Raw genomic sequence first — 17,114 nt, 5'->3', positions numbered from 1 at the left:
GGAAACATTCGCGTGACCGCGGGGAAACGGCCTCCCCCTAGCGTGGTCGGTGGACTGCATGCGCAGTCCGGTCACCCGCAAAGCCATTGGGAGTCGTCCGTATGTTCCGTGATTCTTCCGAGGTGCTCAAGTTCATCAAGGACACCGACGTCAAGTTCCTTGATATCCGCTTCACCGACCTGCCCGGTGTGCAGCAGCACTTCAACATCCCCGCCTCGACCGTCGACGAGGAGTTCTTCTCCGTCGGCCAGCTGTTCGACGGCTCCTCGATCCGCGGCTTCGCGTCGATCCACGAGTCCGACATGCAGCTCATCCCGGATGTGTCGACCGCTTACATCGACCCGTTCCGTGCCGAGCGCACCCTCATCATGGTGTTCGACATCTACAACCCGCGAAACGGCGAGATCTACGCGAAGGACCCGCGTCAGGTCGCCAAGAAGGCCGAGAAGTACCTCGCGTCGACCGGCATCGCCGACACCGCGTACTTCGCGCCGGAGGCCGAGTTCTACATCTTCGACGACGTCCGCTACGAGGTGAAGCAGAACTCCAGCTTCTACTCCGTGGACTCGGAGGAGGGCGCCTGGAACTCGGGCCGCGTCGAAGAGGGCGGCAACCTGGCGAACAAGACCCCCTACAAGGGCGGCTACTTCCCGGTCTCCCCCGTCGACAAGCAGGCCGACCTGCGCGACGACATCTCGCTGAAGCTGATCGACGCGGGCCTCATCCTGGAGCGCGCGCACCACGAGGTGGGCACCGGCGGCCAGGCGGAGATCAACTACCGCTTCGACACCATGGTCCACGCGGCGGACGACATCCTGAAGTTCAAGTACATCGTCAAGAACACGGCGAACGAGTGGGGCAAGACGGCGACCTTCATGCCGAAGCCGCTCTTCGGCGACAACGGTTCCGGCATGCACACCCACCAGTCGCTGTGGAACGACGGCAAGCCGCTGTTCTACGACGAGGCGGGCTACGGCGGCCTGTCCGACATCGCGCGCTGGTACATCGGCGGCCTGCTCAAGCACGCCCCCGCGGTGCTCGCCTTCACGAACCCGACGGTGAACTCGTTCCACCGCCTCGTGCCCGGCTTCGAGGCCCCGGTCAACCTGGTCTACTCGGCCGGTAACCGCTCGGCGTCGATCCGCATCCCGATCACCGGCTCCAACCCGAAGGCCAAGCGCATCGAGTTCCGCGCGCCCGACGCGTCCGGCAACCCGTACCTCGCCTTCGCCGCGCAGTTGATGGCGGGCCTCGACGGCATCAAGAACCGCATCGAGCCGCACGAGCCGGTCGACAAGGACCTCTACGAGCTTCCGCCCGAGGAGGCCAAGAACATCCCCCAGGTGCCGGCGTCGCTCGGCGAGGCGCTCGACGCGCTCGAGGCGGACCACGACTTCCTCACCGCGGGCGGCGTGTTCACCCCGGAGCTCATCGAGACCTGGATCGAGTACAAGCGCGAGAAGGAGATCAAGCCGCTCGCGCAGCGCCCGCACCCGTTCGAGTACGAGCTGTACTACGGGGTCTGACCGGATTGCCGCGGAATTGCGCGGGATCTAAGACGTTGCGGACGCGTTAGTCCGCAAAAAGTCCGCACGAGCTGCAGGACGGTCCGCGAAAGCGACCGAAACCGCAGCTCGTGCGGACTCATCTGTATCCGGCCACAAATGCCCATAGGTATCCAGCGTCGTCTTCGCGGAAGCATGCCGCAGACGCGCCTGAACCGTCTTGATATCGAGGCCGGCCGCGATCAGCAGGGACGCGTAGTAGTGCCGCAGATCATGGATGCGGAAGCCATTGGGTAGACCGGGCACCTTCTCGCGCGCGGCACGGAACGCGGTTTCGATCGTGTACGGAGCCACCGGCCGGCCGTAGGCGCCGACAACGAGAGTGCTACTCCCCCACTGCGCCGGGATCCGATTGAGCTCGAGCGCCACTTCGTGCGGGATCGGGATCGGCGTCTTCGACATGTCCGTCTTGAGCGGTTCGGCCGGCCACTGGATGGCGGGTGAGATGATGCCGCGCATGAAGTCGACGTCTTCGACGCGAAGTGCGGCGATCTCGCCTACTCGGAGGCCCGCGAAGGCGCCGAGCAGCACAACGGGCCTGAAGTGTTCCGGTAGGACGTCGTGGAGCGCCCACACCTGCTCGGTGGTGGCTACGTAGGGTCGCTGCTTCCCGGCGCCAGGAGATGTTCGGCGCGAGACTGGAGACTTCGCAACGATGCCGTCGTGCACGGCGTCCGTGTACAGCTGCGACAGGCGGCGATGGATGGCGTAGACCGTGGAGTCAGCGAGACCTTCAGCCTTGAGCTCGGCCATCCAGTGCTTCACCTCGGACGGGCGGATGCTGCCTAGCGGGCGGTCGCCGAACTTCGCGCTGATGCGCACGAGGTGAGTGCGAGCCTGCCGAACCGTCGACGCACGGTTGGTCGCATATCCGTCAATCCAGGTTGAGCACCATTCCCTCATGGTGACTTTCGCAGTCTTCGGTGCCACCCATGTCCCGGTGACCAGTTTGCTGGTCTCGCGATCGAGCCAGTGCTGTGCCGAGTTCTCCGGATCTCGTGGGTTGTCTTTGAACTTGAAGTGCCGCGCGTGCTCCCTACCGGAAGCGTCCCGATATCGGGCGCGCCACGAGCCGTCAGGCCTCTTCTTGATGCTCGCCATCATCACCCCTCATGTAAGCGGACAACGCTTCAACACCCAGGTCGGCAAGCATGGTTGGCCGCTCGTCCTCCGAGACACCCATCTCCTCCCATACGGCCTCTTCCGTCACCCAGCGCAGATCTTCTATCGCCTCACGAGTTCCCGCCGTCGCCGATCGCCACTCTTCCTCATGCGCGCTCGAATCGATGCCGTAGGTGGATGTCATGAGGTCATCAGCGTTGTCGAAAATCCAGATGGCTTTGATCACCCAAGCAGCAAGCCAGCGAACAAGCTTCGTGGGCCTGTGCTGGCTGAGCTCCCAAGCATCCACAAACTCGGTGGCAACTGGTTCGTAGGCCTCAGCCAACCAATCGGTGATTATCTCGTCCACGTCGCCTCGAAGCGTCTCGCCTGAGCGCCGCAGAGCATCCACGACGAGCTCTGCATAGCCTGCGTTTTCATCCCGGGACGGATAGACCATTGTCGTCAAGTCGACCCCGAGTAGGCCTGCGATGGTGAAGGCCTCGTCCAGTCGTAGGGGTCTATCCCCCGCCTCGATCCGCTGAATCGTCTGCTGGTGAAAGGGAAGATTCAACGCCTTCAATTGCTTGGCGAGATCGGTCTGAGTGAGTCCGAGTTGCTCGCGACGCATTTTCATGCGGGCGATGAACGTGGCTTCCCACGATGATCCGCCCGGGAGTCTGTATGGCTGCACAACGGCAGCCTATCGGAAACAACGGTTTGTAGGTAGTTGCGAGGTGAAGCGTTGTATTGCATACTGTGGGTGGAGACAACGATTCGTTGGTCGACACCATCAAATCAGTGTGAAGGAGGAGCTCGTGGGAGCGCTTGTCACCCTGCTGACGCTCAGTGAGACAGCTGAACGGCTGCGTAAGAGCGAAGCGCAACTGCGCTGGATGATCCACACGAAGACGGCGCCGCCGTCCGCAATCATCGGAGGACGGCGCATGTTCCGTGCGCACGACGTGGACTCGTGGATTGATGCACAGTTCGCGAAGGAGGCGGCATCTGCATGATCACCCGAAAGAAAAACCCCGCCGGCCAGGGCGGGGTCTGTATCGGAACCCTAGGAAAGGAACCAACATGTCCATGATCGCAGAAGCAACAGATGTCGACAAGGTCGTCGGGAGAAACCTGCAGGAAGCCCTCAACAGGGCCAGTGCTGACGCCGCATGGGAAGCCATCGCCGCGTTCGACTCCCCCGAACGGGCAAGACAGGTGCTCAAAGGCGAAGCGTCAGCATGGATTCACGAGCTCTTCGGTGCCGCCCAGGCGCTGCATGTCTCGGCCGCTGACTTCCTCTCGGGGGTCTGACGGTGACAGCGACTGTGACTTCGGGATGGTCGGGCGACCGGCCGGATGTGGTCCTAATCATCGAGGACGACAACGGAACGGAACGGAGCGCTGTGCAACACCTCACTCCCGCCGAAGTGGTCACGCTCGCGAACGACCTCCTGGACGTGGGCATGACAGCTTTGAAGTTCGGCATCGCCATCAGGGATCTTCCTGGAGGAGCTGACTGATGGGGGCGCAGCTGGTCGGACGGGCGATCGCTTTCAATGCGATGAACGCTCTTAAGCCGAACGAATACCAGCTGCTCGTCTTCATGTCGCACACAGCACTCGACTCTGACCAGCCCTCGCGATACTTCGGATCTCGCGAGATGTCTGCTTACGGAATCGGCCGAATGGTTGCCGACCCGTCCTACGACCTATCCGCGGCGCAGATCCGAGACCGTGAGGCCGCATTTCAGGCGGTCAAGGTCGCAGTGCAGGGGCTGGTGAAGTGCGGCGCAATCCAGCGTCGTCAGCGAGGACGCCAGGGCCATCGGGCCGAGTTCGCCCTGATCTACGGGGGTACGGAATCCCTACCCCTGGAAAGTAGGGATTTCCTACCCCTGAAAGGTACGGAATCCCTACTGCCAGGGGTAGGTCGGGCCTACCCCCAAGGAACCACTGATGAGCCACAAGAAGATCTAGGCCGACGAACACCTCGGTTTACCGAAGCATCTCACTTGAAGCCTGTGGATAACCCCGACGAGAGGAGATCGGCATGACCACCCAGCTCGACCTCGGAGCCCGATGTGACCGGCATGTCGGAGAAGCATTCCTCGTGCGATGCAGTGCCTGTGACGAAGCTAACCGCGAGCTCGAGCAGGAGAGAGCCCAGGAGCGGCACGAGAGGGCCGTGCAGCGGAACATCGCCCTCGGCATCTCCCCACACCCGAAACCCGAACCCGTGCGCCGCCCGCTGTACCGGCGCCGTCGATGAAAGGCACCCCATGACCGCCAGCATCAAATGGCCCAGACACAAGTGGAGGGCTCGTCAACGGAAACGTAACCGACGACGTCCTCGGCCGCAGCACGAAGCGAATCGGAGCATCGCATGATCGACGCCATCCCCGACCAGCCGTTCACTCTCACGGGAGTCGACGGCAGCACGTACGAAGCAGACCCGGTCAAAGTACGTGATCATATCGCCCGGATCGTCGGTGGCGTGATGCAAGTGACCGCGACGAGCTCAAAGGACCGCTTCGCAAATCAGCAGCTCTGGCAGGTGTGGAGCGAGTCCGACAAGAACACCCTCTACGTGGGTTGGCTCGTAGAACAGGCGATGCAACTCATCGCGATCGAGATGCTCCACGACGCAGAGACGTGGGAGATCCCGTTCCGGCTGAGCAATATCAACTCGCTGATCTTGGGATGGCGCCTGATCCGGCCGGTGAGTGCCGATTCGGATGCGTCAGGTCAGGATGCCCACCCAATCGACGAAGAATGAAACGGGGTGCAAACGCATGGGCGAGACGCGGGTTAGGCAAGCCACGGAGCTCGTCATCGCTGCGGGCGGACCAGAAGTGATCATCAGCGGTCGCGCCGCAGCGTTCCTGCTCCGATACGCCGGCCTGAACCAGTACCACGTCGACCATCGCGGCGAGGACCCCGAGATCGATCAGACACTGGTCGCGCTGAAGGTCGCGGCGCTCGCTTGGCGTGGTACCGCAACCGGAACCCAGGAGGCGGCAAAACCGGAACTCGACAGAGGATCGCAGTGGCTTAGCACCAGCCAAGCCGCAGCGGCGATCCAGGTGACCGACCGGGCAATCCGAAAGGCCATCCGGGAACGCCGACTACACGCAGAGAAGGTGGGCAGGACGTACCGCATCAGCCGGGAGCAACTCGCCCACTACCGAGAACGAAGAGGAAGCAGAGCATGAGCCTCGATGCACTCGACGCGCAGATCGACGGACTGCGTGCAGACGCGAAACAGATCCAGGCCGCCGCAGGTCGCAGGGCCGCCGAGATCAACAACGACACAACGCTCAGCGACGAGGGCAAGCGCCAAGCCCACGAGCAGCGGTTGGCTATCGCGCAGGAACGCGCCAAGGCTCTCCGCGACAAGGAGATCGCACTGGTCAAGGACCACATCAAGTCCCTCGAGACCAAGCTCGACGCGAAAGTCGGATACGGCACCGCTGACCTGATTGCCTTCCGCGACGCACAGGAACGCTCCGAGCGCATCGAGGGAGCGGAGCAGGCATCCCGAACGATGGGCCTCGCACTACGGAGCAATGACCGCACCCTCGCACACGCGCTATTCCGCCGAGCCCTCGAAGCAGGATGGACGGACGCGGTCCGCCAGTTCGAACAGGAGTACCCGGAGTCCGCAACAGCGGCACGCGAAATCGAGAAGTTGCAGCACTTCCTCCACGAAGCCGGCCTCGCGCGAGCAGTGAGCTACATGGTGATGTGACATGACCAACGACCGGACGGGCCTCATCACGATCGCCGAACACAAGAGCCAACTCCCCGAAGAAGCAGCGCGGACGCTGTTCCTCCTGGCCGCTGCCGTGTCAGCGCGAGGCGGCGGACCGGTGACTGTCAGCCCCGACACCGTCGTGGTGGTCACGCCGGCAACTCCGATCACCTTGACGATCAAGGGCGGATTTACCGACGAGTACAACCCTCAACGCGATCTCGACGCAACGCTCAAGCGACCGACCAAGCGACCAGGAACCGTGATCTGACATGCCCGGACTCCACTCGCGACCATCCCAGCGCCGACTACCCAGGGGAGGGTACCCCCGATGCCACGCCTCCCGTACCTCCGGGGCTAGGCGATGTCTCTCCCCGAACTTTTTTTTCCACGCGAACCGACAACTGAATGTCCCTTGTAGGCCTCAACCGGTGAGGAAGCGACAGATGGAGATTGACCGATAGGACGGTAAAAGTCAGCCTGGTCGCCCAGGTCGCTGGGTACATCCAGGGCATGGACAAAGCTGCCGAGGCCACCCGGAAGACGGGTACTGAGGCCGAGAAGCTGGCGCAGAAGAAGGAAGCGTTCAACCAGCTGGGGAACGCGGCACTGGCGATGGGTGCGGTCGCGGCTGCTGGTGTGGCGATCGCTATCAAGAAGTTCGCGGACTGGGATGCGCAGATGGCGCAGGTTCAGACGCTGTCTCACGCCACGGCGAAGGAGATGGACGCGCTCCGCGCCGCCTCCCTGAACATGGGTCAGGCGATCGGGTTCTCCGCTACTGAGGTTGCGGACGCGGAGACGGAGCTTGTCAAGGCTGGCGTGTCCGTGAAGGACATGCTCGGTGGTGCGCTTGCTGGTGCGCTCGACCTGGCTGCGGCCGGCCAGTTGAACGTGGCGGATGCGACGTCGATTGCGGCGTCTGCGATGACGCAGTTCAAGCTGCAGGGCAAGGACGTTCCTCACATCGCGGACCTTCTCGCCGCGGGCGCGGACAAGGCGCTGGGTTCGGTTCAGGACCTCGGTCAGGGCCTGAAGTATGTGGGCCCGGTTGCGTCGAGCATGGGCATCAGTATTGAGCAGACCGTGGGAAGGTTGGCGGAGCTCGCGCAGAACGGGATCCTCGCGGACCAGGCTGGTACGTCGCTGCGTGGCATGCTGTCGTCGCTGACGTCCCCGTCGGTGATCGCTCGTAAGGCGATGGATCAGTACGGCATCAGCGTGTATGACGCTTCTGGGAAGTTCGTCGGTTTCAACGGTGTCGCGGAGCAGTTGCGCACGAAGTTGGGTGGCCTGGATCAGCAGACGCGGCAGACTGCGTTGGGTCAGATTTTCGGTAACGAGCAGATCACCACGGCTACTGTGCTGATGCAGGGCGGTGCGAAGGCGGTCAACCAGTGGACGAAGGCCGTTGACGATCAGGGGTTCGCTGCTGAGCAGGCTCGGGGGAAGCTGAACAGTCTGAACGGTGACCTGTCGAAGCTGGGTGCTGCTTTCGACAGTGCGCTGATCAAGACGGGGTCGACGGCTAACGATGCACTCCGCGGCACTGTGCAGGGCGTCACGGCGCTGGTGAAGGCGTTCGGGGAACTTCCCGGGCCGGCGCAGGGTGTCGTCCTCGCTACCGGGGCGATAGTTGCTGGTGTTGGGCTGCTAGGCGGCGGCATGCTGAAGATCGTTCCGATGTTGAGCAACTTCCGCATCGCCCTGGACACTCTCGGCACGTCCATGCGGACGGTGGGCATCGCAGGCGGCGCAGTGGGCCTCGCGATCACTGGTCTCGTGGCGATCGTCGCCGCGGTGGCGACAGCGCAGGCCGAAGCACAGGCGCGCACCGACGAGTTCACCACCTCCCTGGACCAGAACACTGGCGCGATCACAAAGAACACTCGAGCGACAGCCGCGAAGCAGTTGCACGACAACGGATCGATTCAGGCGGCGAACAAGCTCGGTATCAGCCTCAAGACCATCACGGACGCGTCGTTGGGTAACGCGAAGGCGGTCGAGGAGCTGAACGCAAAGTATCGCGAGTACGAAGCGATCAGGAGCGCTCAGAAGGGCAAGCTCTCGCCTCAACTGCAGGAGGAGGGTGTCGCGTGGGTCACCCTGCGTCAGGGCGTGGGCGACACTTCGGAGAGTCTGAAGAACGCGCAGCGCGATATCAAGAACACCAATGATGCGTTGGGTGAGAGCACGGACGCCGCGAAGGACAACACGAGCAGTGTTGAGGCGGCGTCGCAGGCGTATTTGGATGCGGCTGACAGTGCCGGCAGCCTCAACGATCAGGTCCGCCAGCTGACTGACGAGGTGAATAAGGCGAACGGTGTCGGCCAGGACGCCGTATCCGCGAACGCGTCCTACCAGGACGCCTTGCAGAAGGTCGCCGACACCATCCAGAAGGCCAAGGATGGCGCGGAAGGCTACTCGACCTCGCTCGACTCGAGCACCGCGGCCGGCGCGGACAACATTCAGATGTTCTCCGATCTCGCATCGAAATCCCAGGACGCGGCGAACGCGCAACTCGCGGTCGACGGCAATACGCAGGCGTACATCGCGAACTTGCAGGCGGGTCGCCAGACTCTCATCAACAACATCCTCGCCCTGGGCGGTACGGCCGAGCAGGCCAGCGCTGTCGCGGACCAGGTGTACCGGATCCCCGATCAGAAGACGGTGAACGTACTCGCGAACACTCTCGCGGCGAAGAACGCGCTGGACCAGTTCTACGAGCGGTTCATCGAGGTCACGAAGGACCGTGTGGCAAACATCATCGTGCGCGGCGCTGAGAACTTGCCACAGTCGGGCGGTACGACTCGTCCTGGGTTTGCCACTGGTGGTCTGGTCACCGGGCCCGGCACTGGCACGTCGGATTCGATCCTGGCGCGCTTGTCCAACCGGGAGTACATCAACACCGCTCGAGCAACCTCGAATCCCAACAACCTCGCAGCGATGGAGTACATGAACCGCGGCGGTGTGATCCGCGGGTACGCCAGCGGTGGGCTCGTCACACCGACCTATGTCGCCGCATCGTCCTACCCATCCACGCCGGTTGTGAACGTGTCAGCACCGTCGCTTGCCGGTGTCGTGTTGAGCGCCCGCATTGATGGGTTCGCGGAGCCGGTTCGGATCATGATCGACGGCGCGATTCAGGAGAACGAGGCGCGTCAACGGCGCCGTACACGGATGGGCTGACCAGAAACCACCACACACGAACGACCTTGAGGAGGTCACAGCAATGAACGAGAAAGCATCACCCACAGCCAGCGACAAGACGGACGGGCTCCACGTGCGGGTGAACGGTATCCGGGGAACCGGATCCGCGAGCGGTCCTGAGCAAGAGGACGACGACAAGAGAGGCGGTCACCTGCGCATTGGCCACATGGCCCTTATCGGGTCCGAAGGCGATTCTGAGCGAGAGGACGACGACAAATGACCACTGTGGCCAGCAACAACTTCGAGGGCGGCAGGAATGGCGTCGCCATCAGCACCGGCAACTCAGGCGGCGCATCCGGCACCGCTTTCGACATCGTCTTCGGCACAGGACTTACCTACAGCTCATCGGCCGCAACGCAGGGCAGTATGGGCGCCACAACAGCCGGCGGCGCGATCGGAGCTGCCGGCTGGAATCTTCCGAACGTCACGAAACTGTCCGCGCACATGAAGTTCACCATCAGCGCCGTCCCTACCACCGGCGACATGTACCTGATGCGCTTCCACAACGGCAGCACCCGAGTATTCGACGTGCACGTACAGGGCACAGGCAAGCTCCGCATCTTCGACGCCGCAGGCACCAATGTGTGGACAGGAACCACAACCCTAACGCCGGGGACCAAGTACCGGCTCGAGGCGTACGTCGTTGCGGGATCCACGACCAGCAATGGCACGATCAAGGTCGGGTACTACGTCGACAACTCAACCACACCCGTCGAGACGATCTACAACAACACTGCCGCGAACGCGGGTACCGGAACGAACTTCACCGTCGTCTACTTGGGTAAGTACAACAACAACGTCGAGTCATATACGTTCGATGAGTTTGCGATCGACTCAACCCTGTCTGACTTCATCGGCATCCCGGCCGCGACGCCCCCCACAGTATCGACACCGGCAATCCAGAACGTGCCCGCTAACGCCACGGTGAATGAGTCGGTTACTGCGTCGTCGAGCTCGGGCACGATCGCGTCGTACGCGTGGTCGTTCACCTACCCTACGTCGGGTGCGCCCGCTCTGACGGGGGCGACGACCGCGAACGCATCGTTCACGGCCTCTGCACTGGCAGGCAAGCTCTACATCCTGCAGTGCGTTGTCACCGACTCGAACAGTCTCACCACAACCGTCACAACGGAGGTGCGGGTCCCCACATCCGGTGATGTGTCGGTTCTTCCTGGACCGGCGGCCGCGGCCGTCGGCACATGGTCCAGCATCGGCGGTGCCGCCACTCCCGGCGACGCGCTCTCGGACGGTTCAGACACGACCTACCTCGAGTCCTCGCCACTGAGTTCGACCGCACAGTCGACGAAATACCGAATCGCCCCCATGTCGGCCCGAAGTGCTCTCACGCTGACCGCGCGGTTGGCTCAGGACACGTCGGGGTCGACGACGGCGAAGGTGCGCCTGTACGAGGGGACGACGCAGAGGCAGGAGTGGACGCAGGCGATCACCACATCGCCAACTGACTACCCGCTCACTCTCACGACTCCGTCCGCGATCACCGACTGGGGGAACCTGTACATCGAACTCGTTGGCACCGCGCCGTAGTCGAGCTGATCACGACTTCTCATTCACACACTGCTCAGAAGGGAAAACCCTATGCCGTCGATTGACGAGCTGCTGGCCGCACGTGCGGCCGCGAAACCGAAGCCCATCGAAGTGACCGTCCTCCTGGACGCTGACACGTCGAAAGAACTCGAAGAACTCGAAGCACAACTCGAAGCGATCGCTGCTGACGAGGACAAGCGTCTCGGTGCCGAGGACGGTGCGGAGGCAATTCAGGAGCGCATCGACGAGTTGAAGGCGTCCACGGCTCAGGCTCTTGTGACGTTCGCGTTCGAGAAGTTGCCCGGTGACATGTGGATTGACCTGACGTCGCGGAACCCGATGCGTCCTGGTGCGCTCGTGGACATGAACTACGGGTACAACCTGGACGCGGTCGCGCAGGCTGCGGTGAAGGCTGAGCGTGGCGGGCATCACTTCGCGTGGCAGGTCGACGGTGAGAAGACGGTTGTTCTCACGGATGCGCAGTGGGACGCGGTCTTCGCTGAACTGTACGGGCATGACGCGCAGGCTGTGCGGGATGCGGTGTGGGAGGTCAACGAGTGGGGGCCGTCGCAGAAGCTCGTTGAAGCAAAAAAAGCGCGCGCCGGCAGTGGGACCGGCTCGAACTAGCCCTCGCTCACCCGATCTCGCCTCGGCGCCTGGATGGGTGGGAGCCTGCGACGATCACCGTGTACGAGTACGACGATGCGGGCAGGCTTGCCCGGTCGATCACGACTCGTGAGCCCGAGTTCACCGATGATGATGTGGCGTTGCTGCTGGCGCACATGGCTGAGGTTCGCGACACGGGACGTTACGGCGAACGACTGAGCGAGGCAACGTCAGACCGTGCCGACCCGACCAACTACGAGGCCCTGGACCGCATCGGGTATGTGGTCGGGCATCGGGTGAATCACGCCGAAGCCGCTGTGGAGTTGTACCGCGAGCAACACAAGGATCTGCCGATGGGCGCGGCCTTGTATGTCGAACGGGTCGACTACTCCCAGCCCGTGCAAACCGAATGACCCCGCAACCTTAGACAGTCCAGCGTGCCTCGATCCGAGTCGGGTCAAGCTTGCGGGTTCCTCTTGGGCGCGGATGGATGATCGCGTACTCGAGCAATGTGCGCATGATTGCCCGCTGGCGAGGCAGATCCAGCCGCTCCCACGACCTCGTGAGCGCGGCGCGATCGGGGTCGATTCCGTCGAGCACGTGAGTTCCGGTAGCTCGGTCAAGCTCGCGAAGGGCTTCGACATGGCGCTCCGCAGCGACTTTGCGGGCGGCAGCGTATTCCGCGCGGGACAGTTCCCCAGCGCCGAGCATTTCGGCGAGCTCAGTCAGTGCCCGTTCGGCCTTCATCACGTCGGCAATTTGGGCGGTGTGCCGGTCATCGTCCGTCACGCGGGCCGCGAGCAGCGATGTCATGCCGGGAGCATCCAGACGCATGATCGCGGCTGCCGCAGCCCACCCCTCGATCTTCAAGGCGTTGATATACAAACGCCCGCAGGTGCTGTCGTCTGTTGCCAACTGGCACTGGTACCGGCGAATATTCGGCGGTCCGGAATGGAAGAGCACACCACCGCACCTGCCACATCGGAGAAGCCCGCTGAGCAGGTAGCGGTTCTTCTTGGTGCCACCTCCTCTGCTTTTCGACTGGTGAACCGCGAGCAGCTGGCGGCGCTCGTCCAGGCTGATGATCGCCGGCCAGATCGCGGGCCCGAGTTCGCGTCCCTCATATTCGCGGATGCCAGCGATTCGTGCACTGATCAGGATCGGTCGCACTGTCTGAACATGCCACGAAGGCGCCTTGCCGGGGACGGGAATCCCTTCACGGTTCAGCCACCGCGCCAACGTGTTCATCGACTCGCCTGCGATGTATCGCAGCGCCAAATCTCGAATGACTCGCGCCTCCTCCTCGCGAAGCGTGACCTTGTCATTCTCGTACCCGTAAGGTCGGGCGCCGCCCGAGTTGGGTTTCCCCATCTGTGCGTTCTGGAGCATCTTGCGTTTGATGCGTGCGGACTTCCGGCCTGATTCCGCTGCCGCCATCGCGCTGGTGATGCGGGCGATCATCAGCCCGTTGTCGTTCCCTAGGCCGATGTCTCCCGTAACCGTTGTCACGTCAACGCGGGCGTCGGTGCACACGTCGATGAAGTGCTCCAGCTCGGCCGGTCGACGGGTGAGCCGGTCCAGGTGATAGACCAGGACGGCGTCGACCCGGCCGGCTTCGATGTCAATCAGCATGCGCTCGTAGCTGGGTCTCGTTTTGCCAGAGTACGCGGAGATGTCGTTGTCCACGTACTCCGCCGCCACGACCCAGTGTCGTTCCGCCGCGAGCCTTCGGCAGTCTTCTAACTGACGCTGGACTCCCAGCCCTTCGCCGGATTGGTCGGATGAGATTCGGGCGTAGATCGCCGCGGCGTTGGCCTGCTTCATGCGCGCACGATAGCGAATCAAGATTGCTTCAAAGAGGTGTCTTTCAAAGTGACGCCGACGCCCCCTAGCATCCGAATGTCGGTGAACACCTCGTCCCGTTCCCCGCCACCCGTCCCGGACTAGAGCAGCGAGCTAGTCCGGGACGGTCACCGAAAAGTCGTACAGAGCGGCACGGGTGACAATAATCGACACATGCAACGACTCGTCATTGGAACAACGCTGGAAGTCATTTTTGACGACCGCATGGACATTCAGTTTCTCGAAGAGAAGATTGCTGACGCGATGCGCGAAGGGTTCGGCTGGTTGACGCTCAACCATCCCGATGAAGCCGGTACACAGGCCAAGGTCTTGATATCGCCGGGCGCGGATATTGCGATTCTGCGGAGGCAGGGACCTGCTCGCAGCGATCCACGGTTCGCGGAGTCGTGGCTGTTTACCTAGAGTTCGGGCAAAGGAGTTCACGGACGAGCGGTCAGCCAGCCGGGTGGGTGTTGGGCGGACCTTTCCAGTACCCGTGCGTGGGGGTGTTGTCGTATCGCACCAGGTCATCGGCACGCTCGAGCGAGTCGCACACGGCCATTAGGCGCCGCTCAGCCGGGTCGATGTCCCATCGGATCACCAGATACTGGTCGTTGCCGCCCTTATCTGTGTACCTGCGGATAACCGCTTTCGGCAGCACCGGGTTGTCGCGCATTACCAGCCAGGTGTCCCTGTCGTATCGGATCGGCCGCGGGCGCGTCATGAACTGATTAGAACATACGTTCGAAGGTAGTTAGCTACGGCGTTACCCGACATCGGCGCCGGCCACTCCGCCAATGGGTACCCTGTCGGCATGGAAGTCGGAGAGCGCTGGGTCTATCACCCTACGAAATTCGATGCCGTCCATTGCGCCGAAGTGTTGAAGATCGGCAAGACGGTCACGGTCAAGATCCACGAGAGCTGGCTGAAGGGCAAACTCAAGGTCAAGCGTGAACAACTGCACGTGCCTTGGGACCAACGCGATGAGTACTTGGCGAGGGTGAAGCCCTTCATGGACCTCTCCGATCATCCGGGCCCCGAGGAAGACGAGTGGAACGCGGCAGAGATCGTATTCGTCGCAACCGGCCTGAACAACCACATCGACTTCCACGGATACGGCTGCGCTGAAACCTACGATGCACCAACGGTCCTCCGGGCCTGCCGCATCGGCCTGAACACCCTCTCCAAGGCCCCCGGCACGGTGGTGGACGGCGACCACATCGCGTTCCCCTGGGAAACAACGCTGGTACTCGCCAAGCGGCTTGCGTACACCCGATATGAAACGGTCCTCGATTACGTGCGCCATGAGGAGGACTTCTGGGTTCACCGCGCGCGCGACAACACAACGTATCCCTACTCGGGGATCGACGAGGACGAGTACGAGGAGCTCGTCACAAGTTACGTCGAGTGGTTCAAACCAGGATTCGACAAGGTCAAGGAGTGGGCCGGCGTGCAACGCGCCAGCCAGCGCGAGCAGCTTCACGAACTACGGGCGAAATATGATCGGCTGCTGCCCCTTGCAAGGTCAGCCGCGGCGGGCCTTTCCCGCACTCGGGCCAATGTCGAGTTGGCTGACAAGATCGAGGCCAACGCAGCGGCCCCGGCGCGCCACCAGAATCCTTTCAGAACCTGAGACTTGTGCTGGGCGATTCTCCCAGGCGAGAAGAGCCGCGCCCTAGTTTTGCCTTCTGGCGGACGGTTCCGCGAACCACTGACGTGACCTCTAATGTCAACGCACGGAGTACGGCTATCATCAGCTTCGACGGTATGACAGAGGGGGTGTGACGATGGCGTTCCCCGTGCCACTAACCAGCAAGCTGAGCGGCGCCACGCGTGCCCAACTGCAGCATTGGCGACGTACGGACATCCTCGTGCCAGAGGTTCGATCGACGGGTAGACCCCTCCTTTACTCGTTTCGCGATATCGCCGCCCTGCGAGCCTTCGCCAAGCTCCGTCACGAGGCCTCGTTGCAGCAGATCCGCAAGGCGCTGAATTCCCTTCACGCCATGGACATGTTTGAGCACCCCTCGGCTTACAAGCTCGCTCGGGAAGGCGACTCCATTGTCTTGCAACGTGGTGATGGGGAACCGGTTGACCTAGTCCGGCACCCTGGCCAGCTGCTCATAGCAAACTTCGAAGACATTCTCGGTGAGTTCGAGAACGTCGCTGGAGAGCGGGTCGTTGACCTTCGACGTCCCGGTCGACACTTGCAGGTCGAGCCGGACCGCCTCGGCGGGTGGCCCACCATCGAAGGGACTCGCATCCCGTTCGACACCATCGCGGACCTGATGAGCGGCGGGTCAATGTCGCCAGCACAGGTCGCCTACTACTATCCGGAAGTGACTCCGGAGGCCGCCGTCTCGGCGCTCGAATTCGCCGACAGCCTTCGGGAGCCGGCGGCAGCGTGAAGTTCTATCTGGACGAGTGCGTGAGCTACAAAGTTCTGGAGCCACTCAAACGGGTGTTCACCGATCACGAGTTTCTCGACTACCGCAGCACCGGGCTCACCGGAATGAAGGACATACCGCTTTTCGATCAGATGCGATTCCGCGGCGTGGACGTCTTCCTGACGGTCGACCGTTCGCAGCTTGGCAACCCGGCGGAGCTAGCCGCAATTCGTGCTGGAGGTTGCCACTGGGTCGGTTTCGCAGCTCCCTCCGGTCGCGGTGTCTCGCTGATCGCTCGTACCGGAGCCATGCTCCTGGAGACCGTCTCATTCATCTCAGACAACGAGCCTGTAGTCCCGACTGCGTATCGCCCCAAAGCAAACGGCCGTCAGCTCCATCAACTGTTCACAGACGTGAAACCTATCGGCGACCTATAGCTTCGGCCCGACGCGTTTGGCTCAGTGCAGTTGGTACGCGACGACCGCCCGCAATTCGCCCGCAATTCGCCCGCAAGCCAGAAATCCAAACGGTACGGCTGTACCTAAAGAACCATTGGGGCCGGAGAGCATCTTCGTGACCCCGCGAAAATGGTGTCTATGCCGCTCCCGTCGCCGTCAGCTAATTTCGGCTTTGGGGCGGGCCGCTGCAGCGAGACGGCCCGCCCTCTCCCGCGTCGATGGAGGGGTATGCAAAACTCGCACCCGCTCACTAGTCTTTGTCGCCATGGACGATAAGACCAGGGAACTTCGCTGGGTCGGCGACCGCTTGCGCGCTCTCCAGCGCGGAGAACCTGTAGACCCGTGGCCGATGATCGATGGAGAACCCGATCGCACACCTTGGCTAGAGAAACCTCGCGAGGCCGCACCAACCGTCGTCCGAATCCCTTCGATGCAGCCCTCGATTCGCAGAGTCGCGTACTCGCTCGAGGCTGCAGCTGAAGAGTGCGGTGTCTCGGCGCAGTTCCTTCGGGGATTCGTGAACCGCCACGAGCTCATCGTCCATTACGCCAACACGAAGATGGTCGTCCTAGCCGACGACCTCAACGAGTGGATCGAGAGCCTGCCCACCGAGCGCTAGTCCGCAAAAAGTCCGCAGCAATGTCGAT

General features: G+C 62.5%; 22 protein-coding genes. 18 read left to right on the top strand and 4 right to left on the bottom strand.

The window, feature by feature from the left end:
* Positions 1-101: 101 nt before the first annotated feature.
* On the top strand, positions 102-1,526 hold the full coding sequence (gene glnA / locus P5G59_RS02050; protein WP_301215506.1) for a type I glutamate--ammonia ligase: 1,425 nt from the start codon (positions 102-104) through the stop codon (positions 1,524-1,526).
* Between the two features lie 27 nt (positions 1,527-1,553).
* On the opposite strand, the gene P5G59_RS02045 is transcribed toward glnA, so the two are convergent.
* Together P5G59_RS02045 and P5G59_RS02040 are read right to left on the bottom strand one after the other, a co-directional pair.
* Positions 1,554-2,666 (bottom strand): tyrosine-type recombinase/integrase, encoded by a 1,113-nt coding sequence (locus P5G59_RS02045; RefSeq protein WP_301215504.1) that lies wholly within the window; start codon positions 2,664-2,666, stop codon positions 1,554-1,556.
* Positions 2,641-3,360 carry a helix-turn-helix transcriptional regulator gene (locus P5G59_RS02040; protein ID WP_301215501.1) on the bottom strand — a complete coding sequence of 240 codons (720 nt, stop codon included), beginning with the start codon at positions 3,358-3,360 and terminating at the stop codon, positions 2,641-2,643. The genes P5G59_RS02045 and P5G59_RS02040 overlap by 26 nt, the downstream gene beginning before the upstream one ends.
* Before the next feature lie 124 nt (positions 3,361-3,484).
* Between P5G59_RS02040 and P5G59_RS02035 the strand changes: the two genes are divergently transcribed.
* The 12 genes from P5G59_RS02035 to P5G59_RS01980 all read left to right on the top strand — a co-directional run bounded on the left by P5G59_RS02035 (position 3,485) and on the right by P5G59_RS01980 (position 12,193).
* Positions 3,485-3,682, top strand: a complete 198-nt coding sequence (locus tag P5G59_RS02035; RefSeq protein WP_301215499.1) for a helix-turn-helix transcriptional regulator — start codon at positions 3,485-3,487, stop codon at positions 3,680-3,682.
* 67 nt (positions 3,683-3,749) lie between these two features.
* A complete protein-coding gene (locus tag P5G59_RS02030; protein WP_301215497.1) occupies positions 3,750-3,980 on the top strand; it encodes a hypothetical protein in 231 nt (76 codons plus the stop codon).
* A 2-nt stretch (positions 3,981-3,982) separates the two neighbouring features.
* Positions 3,983-4,189, top strand: a complete 207-nt coding sequence (locus P5G59_RS02025; protein WP_301215495.1) for a hypothetical protein — start codon at positions 3,983-3,985, stop codon at positions 4,187-4,189.
* Positions 4,190-5,051: 862 nt separating this feature from the next.
* The gene (locus P5G59_RS02020; RefSeq protein ID WP_301215493.1) at positions 5,052-5,444 is read left to right on the top strand and encodes a hypothetical protein; all 393 of its coding nucleotides are present in this window, start codon (positions 5,052-5,054) and stop codon (positions 5,442-5,444) included.
* Between the two features lie 16 nt (positions 5,445-5,460).
* Positions 5,461-5,880, top strand: a complete 420-nt coding sequence (locus P5G59_RS02015) for a helix-turn-helix domain-containing protein (protein ID WP_301215491.1) — start codon at positions 5,461-5,463, stop codon at positions 5,878-5,880.
* Positions 5,877-6,416 carry a hypothetical protein gene (locus tag P5G59_RS02010; RefSeq protein ID WP_301215489.1) on the top strand — a complete coding sequence of 180 codons (540 nt, stop codon included), beginning with the start codon at positions 5,877-5,879 and terminating at the stop codon, positions 6,414-6,416. Before P5G59_RS02015 ends, P5G59_RS02010 begins: the two co-directional genes overlap by 4 nt.
* Position 6,417: 1 nt before the next feature.
* Positions 6,418-6,690, top strand: a complete 273-nt coding sequence (locus P5G59_RS02005) for a hypothetical protein (protein ID WP_301215487.1) — start codon at positions 6,418-6,420, stop codon at positions 6,688-6,690.
* Between the two features lie 182 nt (positions 6,691-6,872).
* On the top strand, positions 6,873-9,608 hold the full coding sequence (locus P5G59_RS02000) for a phage tail tape measure protein (protein ID WP_301215485.1): 2,736 nt from the start codon (positions 6,873-6,875) through the stop codon (positions 9,606-9,608).
* A gap of 43 nt (positions 9,609-9,651) precedes the next feature.
* Positions 9,652-9,849, top strand: a complete 198-nt coding sequence (locus tag P5G59_RS01995; protein WP_301215483.1) for a hypothetical protein — start codon at positions 9,652-9,654, stop codon at positions 9,847-9,849.
* On the top strand, positions 9,846-11,174 hold the full coding sequence (locus P5G59_RS01990) for a PKD domain-containing protein (protein ID WP_301215481.1): 1,329 nt from the start codon (positions 9,846-9,848) through the stop codon (positions 11,172-11,174). The genes P5G59_RS01995 and P5G59_RS01990 overlap by 4 nt, the downstream gene beginning before the upstream one ends.
* Positions 11,175-11,225: 51 nt before the next feature.
* On the top strand, positions 11,226-11,801 hold the full coding sequence (locus tag P5G59_RS01985; RefSeq protein ID WP_301215479.1) for a hypothetical protein: 576 nt from the start codon (positions 11,226-11,228) through the stop codon (positions 11,799-11,801).
* A 59-nt stretch (positions 11,802-11,860) separates the two neighbouring features.
* Positions 11,861-12,193 carry a hypothetical protein gene (locus P5G59_RS01980; protein WP_301215478.1) on the top strand — a complete coding sequence of 111 codons (333 nt, stop codon included), beginning with the start codon at positions 11,861-11,863 and terminating at the stop codon, positions 12,191-12,193.
* Positions 12,194-12,203: 10 nt separating this feature from the next.
* On the opposite strand, the gene P5G59_RS01975 is transcribed toward P5G59_RS01980, so the two are convergent.
* Positions 12,204-13,604: a recombinase family protein gene (locus P5G59_RS01975; RefSeq protein WP_301215477.1), complete on the bottom strand. Its 1,401-nt coding sequence runs from the start codon at positions 13,602-13,604 to the stop codon at positions 12,204-12,206.
* A 192-nt stretch (positions 13,605-13,796) separates the two neighbouring features.
* Here P5G59_RS01975 and P5G59_RS01970 point away from each other — a divergent pair, with 192 nt between their 5' ends.
* Positions 13,797-14,045 (top strand): hypothetical protein, encoded by a 249-nt coding sequence (locus tag P5G59_RS01970; RefSeq protein WP_301215476.1) that lies wholly within the window; start codon positions 13,797-13,799, stop codon positions 14,043-14,045.
* A gap of 31 nt (positions 14,046-14,076) precedes the next feature.
* Here the strand turns inward: P5G59_RS01970 and P5G59_RS01965 are convergent, their stop codons facing one another.
* Complete coding sequence (locus tag P5G59_RS01965) at positions 14,077-14,346, bottom strand: hypothetical protein (RefSeq protein ID WP_301215474.1); 270 nt, start codon at positions 14,344-14,346, stop codon at positions 14,077-14,079.
* A gap of 90 nt (positions 14,347-14,436) precedes the next feature.
* Here P5G59_RS01965 and P5G59_RS01960 point away from each other — a divergent pair, with 90 nt between their 5' ends.
* The 4 genes from P5G59_RS01960 (at position 14,437) to P5G59_RS01945 (ending at position 17,086) form a co-directional block, all read left to right on the top strand.
* Complete coding sequence (locus P5G59_RS01960) at positions 14,437-15,255, top strand: hypothetical protein (protein ID WP_301215472.1); 819 nt, start codon at positions 14,437-14,439, stop codon at positions 15,253-15,255.
* 154 nt (positions 15,256-15,409) lie between these two features.
* The gene (locus tag P5G59_RS01955; protein WP_301215470.1) at positions 15,410-16,030 is read left to right on the top strand and encodes a DUF433 domain-containing protein; all 621 of its coding nucleotides are present in this window, start codon (positions 15,410-15,412) and stop codon (positions 16,028-16,030) included.
* Complete coding sequence (locus tag P5G59_RS01950) at positions 16,027-16,446, top strand: PIN-like domain-containing protein (RefSeq protein ID WP_301215468.1); 420 nt, start codon at positions 16,027-16,029, stop codon at positions 16,444-16,446. The genes P5G59_RS01955 and P5G59_RS01950 overlap by 4 nt, the downstream gene beginning before the upstream one ends.
* A 286-nt stretch (positions 16,447-16,732) precedes the next feature.
* Complete coding sequence (locus P5G59_RS01945) at positions 16,733-17,086, top strand: MerR family transcriptional regulator (protein WP_301215466.1); 354 nt, start codon at positions 16,733-16,735, stop codon at positions 17,084-17,086.
* The last annotated feature ends 28 nt before the right edge of the window (positions 17,087-17,114 follow it).

It is taken from the genome of Leifsonia virtsii (assembly GCF_030433675.1).
Classification (GTDB): domain Bacteria; phylum Actinomycetota; class Actinomycetes; order Actinomycetales; family Microbacteriaceae; genus Leifsonia; species Leifsonia virtsii.
Note: the sequence above shows the minus strand (reverse complement) of the source record. Positions and strands in the feature narration are given on the sequence as shown.